This window comes from Anaeromyxobacter dehalogenans 2CP-C (genome assembly GCF_000013385.1).
Classification (GTDB): Bacteria; Myxococcota; Myxococcia; order Myxococcales; family Anaeromyxobacteraceae; genus Anaeromyxobacter; species Anaeromyxobacter dehalogenans_B.
Genome location: NC_007760.1, coordinates 1832035 through 1849944 on the forward strand (window position 1 = coordinate 1832035; position 17910 = coordinate 1849944).

16 protein-coding genes are annotated in these 17910 nt (G+C 77.8%); 9 read left to right on the forward strand and 7 right to left on the reverse strand.

The features are described from left to right. Positions 1 to 10: 10 nt before the first annotated feature. The 3 genes from ADEH_RS08290 to ADEH_RS08300 all read right to left on the reverse strand — a co-directional run bounded on the left by ADEH_RS08290 (position 11) and on the right by ADEH_RS08300 (position 1681). Entirely contained in the window at positions 11 to 373 is a 363-nt protein-coding gene (locus ADEH_RS08290) for a response regulator transcription factor (protein ID WP_011420654.1), read from the reverse strand. Between the two features lie 5 nt (positions 374 to 378). After that, positions 379 to 852 (reverse strand): hypothetical protein, encoded by a 474-nt coding sequence (locus tag ADEH_RS08295; protein ID WP_011420655.1) that lies wholly within the window; start codon positions 850 to 852, stop codon positions 379 to 381. A 64-nt stretch (positions 853 to 916) separates the two neighbouring features. Continuing rightward, positions 917 to 1681 carry a lysophospholipid acyltransferase family protein gene (locus ADEH_RS08300; RefSeq protein WP_011420656.1) on the reverse strand — a complete coding sequence of 255 codons (765 nt, stop codon included), beginning with the start codon at positions 1679 to 1681 and terminating at the stop codon, positions 917 to 919. A 97-nt stretch (positions 1682 to 1778) separates the two neighbouring features. Between ADEH_RS08300 and ADEH_RS08305 the strand changes: the two genes are divergently transcribed. Continuing rightward, positions 1779 to 2711 (forward strand): pseudouridine-5'-phosphate glycosidase, encoded by a 933-nt coding sequence (locus ADEH_RS08305; protein WP_011420657.1) that lies wholly within the window; start codon positions 1779 to 1781, stop codon positions 2709 to 2711. A 79-nt stretch (positions 2712 to 2790) separates the two neighbouring features. Next, positions 2791 to 3663, forward strand: coding sequence for a ribonuclease D (locus ADEH_RS08310; RefSeq protein WP_041453422.1), 873 nt, complete (start codon positions 2791 to 2793; stop codon positions 3661 to 3663). Here the strand turns inward: ADEH_RS08310 and ADEH_RS08315 are convergent. Next, the gene (locus ADEH_RS08315) at positions 3660 to 5957 is read right to left on the reverse strand and encodes a lytic transglycosylase domain-containing protein (RefSeq protein ID WP_041453423.1); all 2298 of its coding nucleotides are present in this window, start codon (positions 5955 to 5957) and stop codon (positions 3660 to 3662) included. The genes ADEH_RS08310 and ADEH_RS08315 overlap by 4 nt on opposite strands. A 184-nt stretch (positions 5958 to 6141) precedes the next feature. Here ADEH_RS08315 and ADEH_RS08320 point away from each other — a divergent pair, with 184 nt between their 5' ends. Beyond that, the gene (locus ADEH_RS08320; protein WP_041453424.1) at positions 6142 to 6366 is read left to right on the forward strand and encodes a hypothetical protein; all 225 of its coding nucleotides are present in this window, start codon (positions 6142 to 6144) and stop codon (positions 6364 to 6366) included. Between the two features lie 4 nt (positions 6367 to 6370). Here ADEH_RS08320 and ADEH_RS08325 read toward each other — a convergent pair whose 3' ends face one another. Both ADEH_RS08325 and ADEH_RS08330 read right to left on the reverse strand, forming a co-directional pair. Beyond that, complete coding sequence (locus ADEH_RS08325; protein WP_011420660.1) at positions 6371 to 8029, reverse strand: CAP domain-containing protein; 1659 nt, start codon at positions 8027 to 8029, stop codon at positions 6371 to 6373. Positions 8030 to 8034: 5 nt separating this feature from the next. Next, positions 8035 to 8331 carry a DciA family protein gene (locus tag ADEH_RS08330; RefSeq protein WP_011420661.1) on the reverse strand — a complete coding sequence of 99 codons (297 nt, stop codon included), beginning with the start codon at positions 8329 to 8331 and terminating at the stop codon, positions 8035 to 8037. 131 nt (positions 8332 to 8462) lie between these two features. On the opposite strand from ADEH_RS08330, the gene ADEH_RS08335 reads away from it, so the two are divergent. The 3 genes from ADEH_RS08335 (at position 8463) to trxA (ending at position 10917) form a co-directional block, all read left to right on the forward strand. Next, on the forward strand, positions 8463 to 9821 hold the full coding sequence (locus tag ADEH_RS08335; protein ID WP_041453835.1) for an ATP-binding protein: 1359 nt from the start codon (positions 8463 to 8465) through the stop codon (positions 9819 to 9821). Then, a complete protein-coding gene (locus ADEH_RS08340) occupies positions 9818 to 10375 on the forward strand; it encodes a response regulator transcription factor (RefSeq protein WP_011420663.1) in 558 nt (185 codons plus the stop codon). The genes ADEH_RS08335 and ADEH_RS08340 overlap by 4 nt, the downstream gene beginning before the upstream one ends. A 146-nt stretch (positions 10376 to 10521) precedes the next feature. Continuing rightward, entirely contained in the window at positions 10522 to 10917 is a 396-nt protein-coding gene (trxA, locus tag ADEH_RS08345; protein WP_011420664.1) for a thioredoxin, read from the forward strand. 80 nt (positions 10918 to 10997) lie between these two features. On the opposite strand, the gene ADEH_RS23270 is transcribed toward trxA, so the two are convergent. Beyond that, positions 10998 to 11795: a hypothetical protein gene (locus ADEH_RS23270; protein ID WP_011420665.1), complete on the reverse strand. Its 798-nt coding sequence runs from the start codon at positions 11793 to 11795 to the stop codon at positions 10998 to 11000. A gap of 262 nt (positions 11796 to 12057) precedes the next feature. On the opposite strand from ADEH_RS23270, the gene ADEH_RS08355 reads away from it, so the two are divergent. The 3 genes from ADEH_RS08355 to ADEH_RS08365 are packed head-to-tail and all read left to right on the forward strand — an operon-like array spanning position 12058 to position 17797. Further along, positions 12058 to 12738, forward strand: a complete 681-nt coding sequence (locus ADEH_RS08355; protein ID WP_011420666.1) for a hypothetical protein — start codon at positions 12058 to 12060, stop codon at positions 12736 to 12738. After that, positions 12728 to 14383, forward strand: coding sequence for a Y-family DNA polymerase (locus ADEH_RS08360; RefSeq protein ID WP_011420667.1), 1656 nt, complete (start codon positions 12728 to 12730; stop codon positions 14381 to 14383). Before ADEH_RS08355 ends, ADEH_RS08360 begins: the two co-directional genes overlap by 11 nt. Before the next feature lie 15 nt (positions 14384 to 14398). Continuing rightward, positions 14399 to 17797, forward strand: a complete 3399-nt coding sequence (locus ADEH_RS08365) for an error-prone DNA polymerase (RefSeq protein ID WP_011420668.1) — start codon at positions 14399 to 14401, stop codon at positions 17795 to 17797. Positions 17798 to 17910 lie beyond the last annotated feature (113 nt).

Below are 17910 nucleotides of genomic sequence, written 5' to 3' on the forward strand. Positions count from 1 at the left end.
GACGCGCGGCTCAGGCGGCGGCGAGCAAGCCGCGGAGGCAGTCGATCAGCTCGGCGTTGTCGAACGGCTTGCGCACGAAGCCGCTCGCGCCCGCCTCGACGGCCCTGCGCGGCAGGTCCGGGCCGGGCCGGGCCGAGACGACCAGGATCGGCCCGCCGAAGCCGGCCGCGCGCATGCGCCGGCACAGCTCGAGCCCGTCCACGCCCGGCATGGCCACGTCGAGGAGCACCGCGTCCGACTCCGCCAGCGCCGCGAGCGCGTCCTGCGCGCCCGGCGCGACCCGGGGCGCGAGCCCCTCCAGCTCGAGGAGCGTGGCGAGGAACTCGCAGATGGCGGCGTCGTCGTCCACGAGCAGGACGCGGGGCGTGGGCACGCGCGTCACCTCTGCGCCAGCGGCGCGTCCAGCTTGCCCTCGCTGCACTCCACGCGGAGCGAGCGCGGCTTCAGGTGCGCCGGGGCCGGCGCGCCGTCCTTCTCGAACCGGCTGGTGGCGACGACGAGCTTCTGCCCGTCGCGCACGGTGGGCGTCCGGAAGGTCCAGCCGCCCTCCAGCGTGAGCACCACGTCGGTCCAGAGGCGATCCGACGCGTTCCACACCATGATCTGCGTGCCGATGACCTCCTCGCTCATCCGCACCTCGGCGCCGAGCGCGTTGCGCGGGCCGGAGGACGGGCACGCCACCCACACCGTGCCGAGCGAGAGGAGCGCCCACGAGGCGACCACCGCGGCGCGCCGCCGGAAGCCGCGGGTGGACTTCCGGTAGCCGTCGGCGACGTCCTGGGCCAGGTCGCGCGCGAGGTGCGTCACGCGCTGCGCGGCGGCCACCGGGTCGGGGCGGAGCGTCTCCTTCATGGCCGGCGAGCCTACCGCCCGCCGCCGCGGCCCGACAAGCGGGTAGGCCCGCGCCCGCCCTGTCTCACACGCCCTCCATGCCCACGGTGGCGACCGCGGCCGCCTCGTCGCCGCCCTCGCCGCCGATCCGCCGGTGCAGCGCGATGACGCGCCGGCGCACCTCGGTGAGCAGCGCGGTCCGGTCGGGGAAGTCGGCCGGGCTCACCGGCTCGCCCACCGCGACGCGGATCGGGCCGGGCCAGATGGCGATGATCCGCTTCGGCGTCACCTTCCCGCTCCCGGAGATGGCCACCGGCACCACCGGCACGCCCGCCTCCATCGCGACCACGAACGGCCCCTTCTTGAACGGGTGGACGCGGCAGTCCAGCGAGCGCGTGCCCTCGGGGAACACGATGAGCGACGTCCCGGCGCGCACCACCTCGCCGGCCTGGCGGAGCGACTGCACCGCCTGCGCGTGGTTGCTGCGGTCCACCGGCACGTGGCCGCCGAGCCGCATGTACGCGCCGAACACCGGGAGGCGGAACAGCTCGGCCTTGGCGATGAACCGCACGCTGCGCGGGAGGACCTTGAACAGCACCCAGATGTCGAGCGCGCTCTCGTGGTTGGACGCGAAGATGAGCGGGCCGTCGGGCAGCGGCGGGAGCGGCTCGAGGTGCACGCGAGAGCCGGTGAGCCACAGGCACGAGGGCGACCAGGCGAACCGCGCGAACCAGATCGGCAGGTCGCCCGAGCCGGTGAGGAGCATCACCGGCAGGCTCACGAAGAAGAAGAACGCCATCGAGATGGCGCAGTAGACGAGGACGACGAAGCCGCGGGCGCGCGCCAGCATGGGTGCCTCTCGGACCGGGGCCCGGCCGGGCAGGGCGGGCGGGGCCGGGGGTATATAGCACGCGCCCGGCCCCCTTCCGCGGCGCTAGACTGTCCCGGTGAACCCTCCCCTGAAGCTGGCCGAGGAGGTCCGCGCGGCGCTCGCCGCCGGCGGTCCGGTGGTGGCGCTGGAGACGAGCGTGGTGGCCCAGGGCCTCCCGCCGCCGCACAACCTGGAGGCCGCCCGCCGCTGCGCCGACGCGGTGCGCGCCCCGGGCGCGGTGCCGGCCGCCGTGGCGGTGATCGCCGGGGAGGTCGTCGTCGGCGCCGACGCCGCGGCGCTGGAGCGCCTCGCGGACCCGGCCCGGCGGCCGGCCAAGGCGTCGCCGCGGGACCTCGCCGCGCTCTGCGCCGCCGGGCGCGACGCCGGCACCACCGTGGCGGCGACCGCGGCGGTGGCCGCGCTCGCCGGCATCCGCGTCTTCGCCACCGGCGGCATCGGCGGCGTGCACCGCCTCGCGCCCGGCGAGCCCGCGACCGGGGCGGCGGACGTCTCGGCCGACCTCGCCGAGCTGGCGCGGGCGCCGGTCTGCGTGGTCTCCGCCGGGCCCAAGGCCATCCTGGACCTGGCCGCCACCGCCGAGGCGCTCGAGACGCTCGGGGTGCCGGTGCTGGGCTGGCGCACGTCGGAGCTGCCGGCGTTCTACTCGGACGGGAGCGGCATCGCGCTCGAGCACCGGGTGGAGGACGCCGCCGCGGCTGCGCGGGTGCTGCGGCTGCACTGGGACGTCCTGCGCCGGCGCGAGGGCGTGCTGCTCGTGGTCCCGCCGCCGGAGGCGGTGGCGCGGGAGGTGGTGGAGGCCGCCATCGCCGCGGCGCTCCAGGACGCGCGCGCGCGCGCGATCCGCGGCAAGGCGGTGACCCCGTTCCTGCTGGAGGCGGTCTCCCGGGCCACCCGCGGGCGCGCCCGCGCCGCCAACCTGGCGCTCCTGGAGCGGAACGCCGCCGTCGCCGGCGAGGTGGCCGTGGCGCTGGCGGCCGCGGCGCGCTGAGACCGGAGAGGCCGCGGCGCGGATTTCCCGGCGGAATCGCGAGCCGCGCGGGCCGCGCTCCTCTAGAATGCCGCGTCCGATGTCCGCCGCCCCGCGCCCCAGCCCCGTCTTCGTCTCCGATCCCGACGCGCTCACCCGGCTGCTCGACGCGCTGGCGGGCGAGCGGGTCCTCGCGCTCGACACCGAGTCCAACAGCTTCCACGTCTACCGCGAGCGGGTGTGCCTGCTGCAGCTCTCCACCCGGACGCAGGACTTCGTGGTGGATCCCATCTCGGTGGACGTCCGCCCGCTCGGCGAGATCCTGTGCGACGGCCGCGAGGTGGTGCTGCACGGCGCCGACTACGACGTCCGCTGCCTGCACCGCGAGTACGGCTGGCGCATCCCGCGCCTGTTCGACACGATGATCGCGGCGCGGCGGCTGGGCCGGCCCGGCCTCGGCCTGTCGGCGCTGGTCGAGTCGCACTTCGGCGTGCGGCTCTCGAAGGCGTTCCAGCGTTCCGACTGGGGCCGGCGGCCGCTCACCCCGGACCAGCTCGCCTACGCCGCGCTGGACACGCACTTCCTGCTGCCGCTGTTCGACCTCCTCACCGGCGAGCTGGCCGCGCGCGGCGCGCTCGACGAGGCGTGGAAGGAGTCGCAGCGCATCGCCTCGGTGGTGGCGCGCGAGCGCGTGTTCGACCCGGAGGGCTGGCGGCGCGTCAAGGGGGCGCGCGAGCTCGACGCGCCCGGCAAGGCGGTGCTGCGCGCGCTCTGGATCGCCCGCGAGGAGCGGGCGCGCGCGTCGGACCGGCCGCCGTTCAAGGTGCTCGGCGAGCCGGCCATGCTGGAGATCGCCCGGCGGCGCCCGGCCACGCGCGAGGCGCTCGCGGCGATCCCGGGCGTCACGCCGTCCGTGCTCGGGCGCATGGGCGAGACGATCGCCGCCGCGCTGAAGGCGGCGGGGCAGGGCTAGAAGCCGACCCCGGGCGCCGGCGCCGCCACCGGCCGCTCCGGATCGACGGGCGCCGGGGCGCCGCCGGAGAGCCGGCGGTACACGTCCCAGTCCGACAGCACGACCTTCACGTACTGCCGCGTCTCCCGGTACGGGATGCACTCGACCCACGCGTCGAGCGGCATGCCGGCGCGCGAGCGGGCCCACTCCGACGCCGGCCCGGGGCCGGCGTTGTAGGCGGCGAGCACCACCGCCGGGTCGGCGAAGCGGGCGCCGAGCAGGCCGAGGTAGTGCGCCCCGAGCGCCACGTTCACCTCGGGCCGGTCGAGCCGGTCGCCGACGCCCCCGGGGACGCCCAGCAGCGCCGCCAGCCGCTCGGCGGTGACGGGCCGGAGCTGCAGCAGCCCCTCGGCCCCGGCGCCGCTCCGCACCGCGCGGCGGAAGCTCGACTCGCGCCGCATCACCGCCAGCACCAGCGCCGGGTCCACGCCGAACGCCCGCGCGCGCGCCGGGAGCAGCTCCGGGTACGGCTCGGGGTGGGACCAGCGCAGCGTGCGCGCGCTCTGGCCGAGGAAGTCGCGGGCCATGCGGAACGGCAGCTCCGCGTCGCCGGCGTGCGCCGCGAGCTGCGCCACGAGCGGCGCGGCCGCGCGGACGGCGCCGCCGCGGGCGAGCTGCCGGAGCTCGTCCAGCCCCTCGTCCTCGAGCCCGAGCCCCATCAGCTCGGCCGCGACGGCGAGCTGTCCGGCGGCGGCCGCCGGCGCGGCGTCGGGCAGCGGCCGCGGCGGCGCCGCGGGCGGGGGCGGGGGCGGGGAGGCGACGCCGGACGCCTCGAGCCGGGCGCGCGCGAGCAGCGCGTACCACGGGTCGGCGCCGGCCGCGGCGGCGCGCAGGAGCCGCGCGCGACGGCGGGGGTCCTTCGCCAGGCGGCCCTGCCAGTAGGCGGCCGCGTCGGCGAACGGCCCGCGCGACAGGCGGGCGAGGGCGCGCGCGGCGTCGGCGGTGCGGCCGAGCCGGTAGCGCGACCAGGCGGCGAACCAGAGCGCCTCGTCCACCCGCCGCGACGTCCGGCGGTACGCGCGCGCGAACGCATCCAGCTCGGTCGCCGCGCGGCGGTAGTCGCCGGCGTCGTAGTGGAGCCAGGCCGCGAGGTACGCCGCCTCGTCGCCCAGGTCCCGCTGGCGCCACTCGGGCAGGCCGGCGATGGGCGCCTCGGACGCGGCCACCTCGCGGTAGCGCCGGCTGGCCTCGTCCACCCGGCCCGCGCGCGCCGCGGCGCGCGCCAGCGCCAGGCGCGCCGAGCGCTGCACCCGCGGGTCGGGATCGTCCGCGAACGGGGCCGCCACCCGCGCCGCCTCGGCGTGGCGCCCGAGGCCGACGAGCGCGGCCGCCCGCAGCACCTCGACGCGGCCGGCCGGCACCTCCGGGTCCGCCTCGCGCGCGGCGGCGAGCTCCTGCAGGGCGTCGTCGGGCCGGGCGGTCGCCACCAGCCGCTCCGCGCGCGCCAGGTGATCGTCCGCGGAGGCGAGCGGCACCGGGCCGCCCGCGGCGCGCCAGGCCGCGAGCAGCTCGCCCGCGCTCCGCGCCTGCGGCAGGTCCGCCTCGAGCCAGAGCGCGCGCCAGGTCTCCACCGCGCGGGCCTCGTCGCCGGCGGCGCGCGCCGCGCGGCCGAGCGCGAGCCGCGCGGCCGGGGCGGCGGGATCCGCGGGCCAGGCGCGCAGCGCCGCGTCGAGCGTGGCGACGGCCTCGGCGGCGAGCCCCGCCTCGACCAGCGCCTCGCCCGCGAGGAAGCGCGCGCGCCGCGCCACCGCGAGGCGCGGGTCGGCGCCGGCCTGCTCGAGCAGCCGCGCCGCGGCGTGCGGCTCCCCCGAGGCGAGCAGCGCCTGCCCGCGCACGAACGCGAGGTGCGGCCGCGCCGGCGCGATCGCCGGGGCGAGCGCCACCTCCAGCGCCTCCGCCGCGTCCGCGGGCTGGCCGGCGTCGGCGAGCGCGAGGCCGAGCGCCGCCTGCGCGCGCGCCCCCGCCGCGCCGCGGGGCCGCGCGGAGAACGCCCGGCGCGCCGCCGCCGCGGACGCGTCGGCCTGCCCGCCGGCGAGCGCCTGGGCCGCGTCGCCGATGCCGGCGAGCCAGTCGGTGAGCGGCTCGGGGACGCTCCGGGCCGCGCAGGCGGGGCGGGCCGTCAGCAGCAGGGCGCAGGCCAGGAGCGCCCGCCCACCCCGGCGGCTGGCCGGGTAAGCCCAGGGCGTACGGATGCTTTCCGGGCAGGTGGGAAGAGGGACCCCTAGGGGGGAGGTGGGGGCCTTGACGGGCTGCATGCGGGAGCGCGATATAGCGCGCGCAGCCTGGCCGCCTGTCGGCCGGGCGAGAGCTTCGAGTCTTTCAACTTCGGAAGGCGGCGCGCCATGCCTCGGGGAGGGGCCGTGGCGCTGGACGGGTGGCGGTCTCGGCGCCCCGTCGCGTCGCCGGGGGCCGGCCGCGGGGCCGGTCAGAGGAGTCCACGTGCTCGCCAAGCCTTGTCCCACCGAGCTCACCGCACCCATCAACCCCGATCGCGGCGTCGAAGGCCACCGGAACCTGTTCTGCAACTTCTACGACAGCTGCCTCGACGAGGCGGTGAAGCGCGGCTGGAACAGCTGGACCTGCACGCGCTGCCAGCTCCACGCCGTCGAGCCGGAGGTCGAGGGCGGCATCGAGAGCTACGCCACCCAGCGCCGCCTCGTCTGATCCCTCAGTCCGTGTAGATCACCGCGACGAACAGCCGCCCCGGCCCGAAGCGGCGGCTGTCGCCCTGCACCGCGCCCACGCCCACGCGGGCGAAGCGCGCGTCGCCCACGTTCGCGGACCGGGCCGCCTCGCCCGGGCCGCTCACCACGAACACGTCCACCGCGGCGATGCGGCGCCCGAGCCGCAGCGCGCGCACCTCGACGTCGCCCGGGTCGGTCTCGTCGCGGGCGCGCATGCCCACCGCGGCGTCGCGCGCCAGCGCGTCCAGGCGCAGGTCGGCGGTGAGCGGCGTCCGGCCCAGGCGCGCGCGCTCGGCCCAGATCGCCTCCCGCACCCGCGCGTCCGGCGTGAGCCGCGAGCCGGCGCCGTCGTCGGGCGGCTCGACCAGGATCTCGGTGAGGTAGACGGTCGGGTCGCCGGAGGACAGGCGGCCGCGCGCGATCCCGACGCCCACCCGCGAGACGCCGGGCTGGAGCAGGTTCCCGAGGTGCGCGGGGCTCTCCTCCGCGGCCTGGTGGGCCTCCAGCGCGGTGGAGGCGCGGGCCACGTTCTCGTAGGCGCGCCGGTAGGCGATGCGGGCGCGGGAGAGGCGCTCCACCAGCTCGCCCGTGCCCGGGAGCACGTGCGCCACCTTGCCCTGCGCGAGCATGTTCGCGCTGTGGGCTCGGGCCGCCTCGGTGAGCTGGGGCGCGGCCGTCACCGGCTGCAGGCCGCGCGCCGCGCGGAGCGCGTTGATGGCGCGCACGACCCCGGCCTCGGCGGCGGCCGCGTCGCCGGGCTCTGGCGCGGGCCGCCGCGCGGGGACCGGCTGCGCCGCCGGGACCGCGGCGGCGCCGGCCTGCACCTCGAGCAGCGCCGCGACCTCCGGTCCGCCGCGCCCGTGGCCGAGCACCTCGACCACGTGGCGCCCGGACGCGGCGAACGCGACCCGCGCCCGGAAGCCGGCCGGGCCGCCGGAGACCGCCTCCTCGTGGACGGCACCCGCCGGCGAGGTGACGAAGACGCGCGGGCGCGACAGCCCGCCCAGCAGCTCGCCCGCGATCACCGCCGACGCGCCCTCGGCGACGCGGCGCGGGACCGGCTCGAGGCGGACCTTGCGGTCCGAGGCCAGGACCACCACGACGGCCGACCCGTCGGCCTGGGCCGCGCCGGCGCCGAGGTGCGTGGCGGCGCCGCGCGGGATGACGTCGGAGAGGGCCGCCGCCGCGCGCGCGGGCGCGGCGCGCACCAGGTACGCCTCGGGCGCAGGGTCGTAGGCGCCCGCGCGCGTCAGCGCGGCCCGGAGGTGCTCGCGGGCGAGCGGCTCCTCCGCGCCGGAGGCGGCGAGCGCGGCGAGCGCGCGCGCGGCGAGCGAGAGGGCCCCCGAGGTGCGCGGGGCGCCGCGCGCGGAGAGGCGCTCGGCCGCGGCGCGGAACGCGTCGGCCTCCACGCGCGTCGCCTGCACCGCGGGCTCGCGGCCGTAGGCCGTCCCGGGCGCCTCGGCGAGCGGGGGGGCCGGCGGCGCAGGCGACGCGGCAGGGGTGGCTGCCGCGGGCGCGGGCGGCGGCACCGCGCCGCGGGTGGGCGCGCGCGCCGGCCCCGCGCAGGCGGCGAGGGCGGCCGCCAGCGCGGCCGCGAGCGCGGTGCGCGCGGCGGGCGGGCGGGCGGGACGGGCTCGCCGCATCCGGCTCAGCGCTCCGGCCCGATCCGGATCTCGAGGCCGAGCGCCACCGCCCGGCCCATGCGCGCGTTCACGCGCTCGCACAGCGCCGATGCCAGCTCGGTCACCTGGGTCGCCCATTCGGGGGAGCTTACCAGCACCAGCAGGCGGCCGTCGCGGAGACGCCCGCGCATCGACACCTCGCGGGAGAGCCGCGGGCCGCAGGCCTCGGCGAACGCCGCGGCGAGCGCGGCGGACTGCGCCTCCGGGCGCCGCGCGAGGGCTTCCGCCAGGGCGGCGGCGACGGTGCGGCGGCGGCCACGCATGGCGGCGACGTTAGGGGGATGCTTGGGCGCCGTCAAGCCGTGGTGCGACACCGGGCCGCGCCGTGCTCCGGTTGGGCACCCCTGTGCTAACCTCTCGTCGTTCTCGGGGGATTGCCGTGGCGCAAGGAGAGATCGCAGCGGGGGACCTGGCGGCGGCGGCCGGGACGGCGCCGCACCCGAATCGGTCCCCTGCGCGCAGCGCCGCCGCCGTCGAGCGCGGCCGCCTGAACCTGTCGTGGCTCGTCCAGCTTCACTGGTGGGCGATCCTCGGCCAGGCGACCATCGTGGTGGGCGCGCAGTCGTGGACCCACTTCGGCCTGCCCATGGGCACGCTGGTGGCGGTGATGGTCCTGGAGGTCATCGGGAACATCGTGCTGGGCGCCTGGGCGCGCCGCGCGGAGGTGACCGACCGGGACATCGCCCTGGTGATGCTGATCGACGCGGTGGTCCTGACCGTCCTGCTCGACCTGACCGGGGGCGCGTCCAACCCGTTCTCCACGCTCTACCTGGTCAACGTGGCGCTGGCGGCCGTGCTGCTGCCGTCCGCCTGGTCGTGGCTGCTCATGGCGGCGAGCCTGACGGGCTTCGCGTCGCTGTTCGTGCACGAGCACTTCGCCGGCGTGAGCCACCACATCCGCACCCACATGGACCACGCGCAGACCATGGCCGCGCACCTGCGCGGCATGTGGGTCGCGTTCGCGCTGGCCGCGGTGTTCGTGGTGTTCTTCGTCCAGCGGGTCACGCGCGCGCTCGCCGCGCGGGAGGGTGAGCTCCAGGCCGCGCGCTCCCAGGCGCTGCGGCGCGAGAAGCTCGCCTCGCTGGCCACGCTCGCCGCGGGTGCGGCGCACGAGCTCTCGACCCCGCTCTCCACCATCGCGGTGGTCGCGAAGGAGCTGCAGCGCGCCATCCCGGCCGACGCCTCGAGCGAGCTCCACGACGACCTGCAGCTCGTCCGCGACCAGGTGGCGCGGTGCCGCGAGATCCTCGACCGGATGGCGGCGCACGCGGGGGAGAACGTGGGGGAGCCGTTCGCGCAGATGCGCGCGCGCGACTGGGTGGACGCCGCGCTCGACGGGTTCCGCTGGCCCCAGCGCGTGGAGGTGCGGATCGACCCGAGCGCCCAGGCCGCCGCGCTGGTGGGCCCCCAGCGCGGGCTCGCCGAGGCGCTGCGCGGCCTGCTCAAGAACGCGGTCCAGGCGTCGCCGCCCGACGCCCAGGTCACGCTCCTCGTCACCGCGCCGCCCGGTCGCATCCAGGTGACCGTCCGGGACCGGGGCCGCGGCATGACGCCCGACGTGCTGTCGCGCGTGGGCGAGCCGTTCTTCACGACGAAGGTTCCCGGGGAGGGGATGGGGCTGGGCCTCTTCCTCACCCGGGCGCTCGCCGAGCAGCTCGGCGGCGAGTTCAACATCACCTCCACCCCGGGGGACGGGACGGAGGCGCGTATCGAGCTGCCGGTGTCGACCGCCGGCGAGAGGAGCAGTCCATGAACACGATGACGCCCGAAGTGACCCGCGAGTCGTTGCCGAGCATCCTGCTGGTGGACGACGACGAGGTGCTGCGCGAGCGGCTCGCCACCGCCATCCGCGCCCGCGGGTACGAGGTCCGGACGGCCGGCTCCGCCGAGGAGGCGATGCGCGAGGCGACCCGCGACTCGCCGGAGATGGCGGTGCTCGACCTGCGCATGCCCGGCGGCTCGGGCCTGGAGATCCTGCGCGAGCTGCGCCGCCAGGACCCGTCCACCCGCGTGCTCATGCTGACCGGCTACGGCAGCATCGCGACGGCGGTCGAGGCGGTGCGCGAGGGCGCGGTGGGCTACCTGCCGAAGCCCGCCGACGCGGACGAGATCCTGGCCGCGCTGAACGGCACCAACACCGCCAAGGAGAAGGGCATCGAGACGCCCTCGCTCGCCCGGGCGGAGTGGGAGCACATCCAGCGCGTGCTCACCGACTGCGGCGGCAACATCTCCGAGGCGGCGCGGCGGCTCGGGATCCACCGCCGCTCCCTCCAGCGGAAGCTGCACAAGTACCCGCCGGCGAGGTAGCCGTCCGCCCGCCGGGGCCCGGCCCACCGCGCGCCCTCCCGTCAGGGCGGGGGCGCGCGGCGAACCCTTTTCCCCTCGGCGGGGTCGAACTCCGTGTCAGGCGCCCCGGAGGCCGATGCACGGCGGGCGCGGAGAGGCACGGAGACATGGCGCACGCGACGGTCGAGATCACCTCGCAGAACTTCAAGGACGTGGTCGAGAAGGACGGCATCGTCCTCATCGACTGGTGGGCGCCGTGGTGCGGCCCGTGCCGGTCGTTCGCCCCGACGTACGAGAAGGTCGCGGGCAAGCACCCGGACATCGCCTTCGCGAAGGTGAACACCGAGGAGCAGCAGGAGCTCGCGGCGGCGTTCGACATCCGGTCGATCCCCACGCTGATGATCCTGCGCGACAAGGTCCTGCTCTTCTCGCAGGCCGGCGCGCTGCCCGAGGCCGCGCTCGAGGACCTCATCCGCCAGGTGCGCGCGCTCGACATGGACAAGGTCCGCGCCGACGTCGCCGCGCAGGAGGCCGAGGCGGCGAAGCGCACCGCGTCGGCCTGATCCCGTCCCCCGCGGCCGGCGAAAGAGAAGGGCGGATGGCCGCGAGGCCACCCGCCCTTCGAGCCTCCGCGCCTGGCAGGCTACTTCGTCCCGCCGGTGCTCGGGGTGCTGCTGCCCGACGTCCCGCCGCCGGAGCCGGCCGCGCCGGTGCCGGAGGTGTCGGTCGAGGAGCCCGAGCCGGTCGAGCTGCCGGAGCCGGTGGTCGGGCTGCTCGTGTCCGTGCTCGAGCCCGAGCCGGTGGTGCCGCTCGAGCTGCCCGACCCGCTGGTGCTGCCGGAGCCGTAGCTCGGGGAGCCGCTGCTGCCCGACGAGCCGGCGCTCATCACCTCGAGCGTCTTCACCGTGACCGTGTCTCCCGCCCCCGAGAAGCTGGCGCGGACCTGATCGCCCTCCTGGATGTCGGTCAGCGTGGCCATCTGGCCGTCCTTCGTGACCGTCGTGTCGTCGCTGATCCGGAGCTTCTTGTCGGAGTTCGCGAGCGTCAGCTCCTTCGTGTCCTTGTCGAACTTCTGCACGGTCCCGGTGAGCTGGTGGGTGCGCTTCGCGCTGCCCATGGTGGACGCCGACGAGCCGGTGCCCATGTCGCTCGAGGACCCGGTGCCGTAGCTCGAGCTGCCGGTGCTGTCCGGGCTCGTGCTGCCCGAGGTGGCGCTCCCCGAGGTCGCGCTGTCGCTCGAGCCGCTGCCGGTCGTGCCGGAGCTGCCCGTCCCCATGCTGCCGCTCCCGGTCGTCGTGCCGGTCCGATCGTCGCGATCGGTCGTCGATGAGCCCGACGTCGTCGAGCCGCCCGTGGCTCCCTGCGCGCTCGCCGGCTGCGCCGCGACGAGCAGCCCGGCCATGCCGAGGCCGGCCACCGTACCCCATCCGAAATACCTCATTGGATCTCCCTCTCTGCTTCTGGTTCGGAGCCCGGCGGTCGCCGTGGCTCTCGTGTTGGCTTCCGATACGGTAGTGCCGGGGCACCTGTGCGGAAGGGTTGCGCCCCCGGGAAAAGGCGCAGGAAGTGCCGTGCGCACGGGCAGTTGCGAGGGGCTCGGGCCCTCGCCTTCCCGCGCCGCGCGCCGCCCGCCGGCCCCCGTGTCAGACCGCCTTGCTACCTGAACATGCGAGCAGCTAAGTTGCGGGCAGGAGCCGCCGGCCATGTCGCAGCCCAGGGAACGCCACCTCGTCCTCGCGCACCTGCGCGACGAGATCCGCCGCATCGAGCGCCGCCCGGCGCGGCGGGAGGGGTGCGTCCCGAGCGGCCTGGCGGAGGTGGACGCCGCGCTGCCGGGCGGCGGGTTCCCGCGCGGCGCGCTCTGCGAGCTCGCGGGCGGGCCCGCCAGCGGCAAGACGGCGGTCGCGCTCTCGCTGCTCGCCCGGCTCGGCCCGGAGGATCTGTCCGCGTGGGTGGACGTCCGGGGGGATCTCTACCCGCCCGCCGCGGCGGCGCGCGGGGTGGACCTCGCGCGGCTGCTGGTGGTGCGGCCCGGGTCGGGGACAGGGGCCGGGCCCGCGGCCCGGGACGGCGACGACGCCGCGCGCGCGCCGGCGGTCACGGCGTTGTGGGCGGCCGAGGCGCTGCTCGCCTCGGGCGCGTTCGCGGCGGTGGTGGTGGACGTGCCGGCGGCGAGGCTGGCGCACGGCGCGGACGCGATGGCGCGGCGGCTCCAGGCCGCGGCGGAGAAGGGCGGATCGGTGGGGCTGTGGCTCGCGCCGGCCCGCGCCGCGCTGCGGGTCCCCGCCGCGCTCCGGCTCGAGCTCTCGTCCGAGGGCGGGCGCGTGGTGGCCCGCCGGGCGGTGGGCGGCGCGGTGGCGGGGAGGGCGGGCCATGCCGCGTGAGCCGGCCGCGCCGCGGGTGCTGGCGCTGCAGCTGCCCGATCTCCCGCTCCAGCGCGTCCTGCGCGGGCGCGAGCGCGCCGCCAGCGGGCGCGGGCTGGCGATCCTGGAGGACGGGCGGGTGGCGTGCTGCGACGCGGCGGCGCGCGCCGCCGGCGTGCGGGCCGGCCAGTCCGCGGCCGAGGCGCTCGCCGCCTGCGGCCGCCTGGAGACGGTGGTGCGGGACCCCGCCGCCGACCTCGTCGCGCTGCGGGCGCTCGCCGAGGTCCTGCTCGGGATCGCGCCCGCCGTCGAGGTGGCGGCGCCGGACGCGCTGCTGCTGGATGCGGGCGCCGCGCGCCTGCTCGCGGCCGGCGCCGGCGCGGTGCCGCCCGGCGGGGCGTTCGGGCCGGGCGAGGAGCGGCTGGCGCACCGGGCGGTGCAGGCCGCCGCGGACATGGGCTACGCCGCGCGCGCGGTGGTCGCGACCGGGCGCGGGCCGGCGGCGGCCCTGGCGCGGTACGGGCGGTTCGACGGCGCCGTCCACGGCGTCGCGCCCGGGGGCGCCGCGGCGGCGGCCGCGCTGGCGGGCCTTCCGCTGGCGGCGCTCGGCCTCGCGCCGGCGGTGGCCGGCCGGCTGGCCGCGGTGGGGGTGGCGGGCGCGGGCGCGCTCGCGCGGCTGCCGGAGGGGACGCTCGCGCACCGGTTCGGGCCGGAGGGCGTGCGCGCCGCGCGGCTGGCCCGCGGCGAGGACGCGTCGCCGCTCGTGCCGCACGTTCCGGAGACGCTCCCCCAGGAGTCGCTGGAGCTGGAGGCGCCGGCGGAGGGCGCCGAGCCGCTGCTGTTCGGGCTGAAGCGGCTCGCCGACCGCGTGGCGGCGCGGCTGGCCGGGCGCGGCCTCGGGGCGACGCGCCTGCGCCTCGTGCTCGCGCTCGATCCGCGCGGCGAGGAGCGGATCCAGGTGCCGCTCTCGCAGCCCAGCGCGTCGGCGGCGCGCTGGCTCGTCCCGGTGAAGGAGCACCTCTTCACGCTCCGGCTGCCCGGCGCGGTGACGGCGCTGCGGCTCGTGGCCGCCGAGGTGGCGCCGGTGGCCGCCGAGCAGCTCGCGTTCGGCGACCGGCCGGAGGCGGTCGCGGCGCTGGACGGCGTGCTGGCGCGCCTCGCGGTGCGGCTCGGGGACGGCGCGCTGTTCGCGGCCGAGCCGGTGGCGCGCTACCGCCCGGAGGGCGCCTACCGGCCGGTGCCGTTCCGGCGGCCGCGAGCGTCGCGCGGATCGGGGCAGGTCCCTTCGGCACGCGCGGGGCGCCCCTTCGACGCGCTCACGATGCACGGGGCTTCGAATCCGCTCGGGGTGAGCCCGTCGAGCCCCGAGCGTGGGATCGACGCGAGCGGGCAGGGCGAGGAAGGCGCGTTCCGGCCCACCCGGCTGCTCGCCGCGCCGGAGCAGGTGATCGCCGAGGGCGAGGGCGGCCGGCTCACCGCGCTGCGGGTGGGCGGGCGCGATCGCGCGGTGCTCGCGCTGGACGGCCCGGAGCGCCTGCGCGGCGAGTGGTGGTCCGGCGGGTTCGACCGCGACTACTACCGCGTCCGGCTCGAGGGGCTCGGCGACTGCTGGGTGTACCGCGACGGCGCCGACGGCCGGCTGTGGCTGCACGGGTTCTTCGACTGATCGCCGAGGCGCGCCATGTCCCACGCTCCCCGCTACGCCGAGCTCCGCTGCAAGTCCTGCTTCTCCTTCCTGGAGGGCGCGAGCCATCCCGAGGAGCTGGTGGGGCGCGCGGCCGAGCTCGGGCTCTCCGGGCTCGCCCTCGCCGACGTGAACGGGCTGTACGGCATCGTCCGCGCGCACGCCGAGGCGAAGCGCCAGGGGCTCCCGCTCATCGTGGGCGCGGAGCTGGTGGTGGCCGGGCTCGCGCCGGGGCGCCCGGCGCGGCTGGTGCTGCTCGCCCAGGATCGCGAGGGCTACGCGGGGCTGTGCCGGCTGGTGACGCGGGCGCACTGCGGCGAGGGCTGGACCGGCGCGCCGCCGCGCCGCGAGCGGGACGCGGTCGCGGTGCCGTTCGAGGCGGTCGCGGCCGGCGCGCGGGGGCTGTTCGCGCTGTACCCCGGCGCCGACGGCGACGCGGTCGCGCGGCTGAAGGACGCGTTCGGCCGGCGGGCGGCGCTCGCGGTGGCGCGCCACCGGGTGGCCGGCGAGGAGGCGCGCGTGCTCGCGGCCCGCTCCGCGGGGCGGCGGCTCGGGGTGCCGGTGGCGGTGACGAACGACGTCCACACGCACGCGCGCGCCCGGCAGGTGCTGCAGGACGTGCTCACCTGCGTGCGCCACGGCACCACCGTGGACCGGGCCGGGCGGCGCCTGTTCCCGAACGCCGAGCGGACGCTGAAGGGGCCCGAGGAGCTGGCGCGGCTGTGGAGCGACTTCCCCGAGGGGCTCGCGGCCGCCGCCGACATCGCCGACCAGTGCCGGTTCCGCATGGAGGAGATCCGCGGCGAGCACCCGCTCCCGCCGGTGGTGGTCGAGCGCGGCGGGCTCGCCGGCGGCGTCGAGGTCGCCACCTCCAGCCCGGCACAGGCGGCGCGGGACGGCGCGCGCTCCACCACGCCCAGCCTGCGGCTCCGCGCCTCGCTCCCGGCGGAGCCGCCCGCCGCGCCCGCGCCCGAAGCTCCCGCTGCCGCCGCGGCCCCCGGCCTCGCCGCCTCCGCCGCCTCCGTCGCCGCGGACACGGGCGCGGATCGCGACGGGGCGCTCGCCGGGATGGCGCTGCTGCGCGAGCTGGTGCGCGAGGGCGCGCGGTGGCGCTACGGCGGCGAGCCGCCGGAGGACGTGGCCCGGCAGCTCGCCCGCGAGCTCGACCTGGTCGAGTCGCTCGGGTACGCGAGCTACTTCCTCACGGTCTGGGACGTGGTCCGGTTCGCGCGCTCGCGCGGGATCCTCTGCCAGGGGCGCGGCAGCGCGGCCAACTCCGCGGTCTGCTACGTGCTCGGCATCACCTCCATCGACCCCGTGCGCATGGGGCTCCTGTTCGAGCGGTTCATCTCCGCCGAGCGCGGCGAGCCACCCGACATCGACGTGGACTTCGAGCACGAGCGCCGCGAGGAGGTGCTCCAGTACGTCTACCAGCGCTACGGCCGCGACCGCGCCGGGATGGTCTGCGAGGTGATCACCTACCGGGGCAAGTCGGCGCTCCGCGACGTGGGGAAGGCGCTCGGGCTCTCGCTCGGCCAGGTGGACCGGCTCGCGAAGCTGGTGGGCAGCTACGAGGACCTGGGCCAGGTGGGCCCGGAGCTCCTCGCGCAGGCCGGGCTCGACGCGGCGGACTCGGAGCGGGTGCGGATGACGCTCGCGCTCGCGCGAGAGCTGCAGGGCTTCCCGCGCCACCTCTCCATCCACGTGGGCGGCTTCGTCATCACGCGGCGGCCGCTCTGCGAGACGGTGCCCATCGAGCCCGCCGCCATGCCCGGCCGCACCATCGTCCAGTGGGACAAGGACGACCTCGCCGAGCTGGACCTGCTCAAGGTGGACCTGCTCGGCCTGGGCATGCTCACCGCGCTCTCCCGGGCGCTGGCGCTGCTCGCGCGCCACCGGCCGGCCCCTGCCTCGCCCACCCCGGTGCCGCACCCCGACGCGCTCGCCACCATCCCGGCCGAGGATCCGGAGGTGTACGAGATGCTCGGGCGCGCCGACTCCATCGGCGTGTTCCAGGTGGAGTCGCGCGCGCAGATGTCGCTCGCCCCGCGGCTGCGCCCGCGCAACTTCTACGATCTCGTCATCTCGGTCGCGATCATCCGGCCCGGGCCGATCCAGGGCGGCATGATCCACCCCTACCTGCGCCGCCGCGACGGCAAGGAGCAGGTCCGCTACCCGTACGCGCCGCTCGAGCCGGTGCTGGCCCGCACGCTCGGCGTCCCGCTGTTCCAGGAGCAGGCCATGCGCCTGGCGGTGATCGCCGCGGGGTTCACGCCGGGCGAGGCGGACGAGCTGCGCCGGGTGATGACGCACCGCCGCTCGCACGAGAAGCTCGCCGCCATGAAGGCCCGGCTGGTGGCGGGGATGGCGGAGCGGGGCATCTCCGGCGCGGACGCGGAGGAGATCTTCAAGCAGCTGCTCGGGTTCGCCGGGTACGGCTTCCCGGAGTCGCACGCGGCCTCGTTCGCGCTGCTGGTCTACGCCTCGGCCTGGCTGAAGCGCTACCACCCGGCCGCGTTCGCCTGCGCGCTCCTGAACAGCCAGCCCATGGGGTTCTACGCGCCGCACACGCTGGTGGAGGACGCGAAGCGGCACGGCGTGGAGGTGCGCGGGGTGGACGTCGGCTGCAGCGGCTGGGAGAGCAGCCTGGAGGGCGCGGCGCCCGGGCGGCCCGCCGCGCCGGGCGAGGCGGCGGTGCTGCGCGTGGGGCTGCACGCCATCCGCGGCCTCCCGCGCGCGGTGGGCGAGGCCATCCTCGAGGCGCGGGCGGCCGGCCCGTTCGGCTCGGTGGCGGAGCTGGTCCGCCGCGCCCGGCTCTCCCGCGCCTGGCTGGTGCGGCTGGCCGAGGCGGGCGCGCTCGGGACGCTCGCGCCCGACCGCCGCGGCGCCGTCTGGCGCAGCCTGGCGGTGGAGGCGGACGGCGGCGACCTGTTCGCGGGCCTGGCGCCGCCGGAGCCCGAGGCGGCGCTCCCGGAGGCCTCCGCCGCCGACGAGGTCTCGGCCGACTTCACCACCACCGGCCTGTCGGTGCGCGGCCACCCCATGGCGCTGGTGCGACCCGGGCTGGGCGGCGACCGGATCCGCACCGCGCGCGAGCTGGGGCGGCTCCCGGATCGCGCGCCGGTCGAGGTGGCGGGGCTGGTCATCGTCCGGCAGCGGCCGGAGACCGCCCGCGGCATCGTGTTCGTGAGCCTGGAGGACGAGACCGGGATCGCGAACCTGGTGGTGATGCCGGACGTGTACGAGCGCTTCCGGCCGGTGGTCCGCGGCGCGCCGTTCCTGCTGGCGCGCGGGCGGGTGGAGCGGAGCGGGAAGGTGGTGAACGTGCGGGTGGACTCGGTGGCCCCGCTCGCGCTCGCGCCCTCCATGGACGCGCGCGCCCGCGACTTCCACTGACGACGCGTCCCGAGCCACGCGCAAAAGAGCAGCGCCCGGGACCCTGAGGTCCCGGGCGCCCCTCGACTCGGCGCGGCTGGGGCCGCGCCGCTCACCCTGAGCGTAGGACGGAC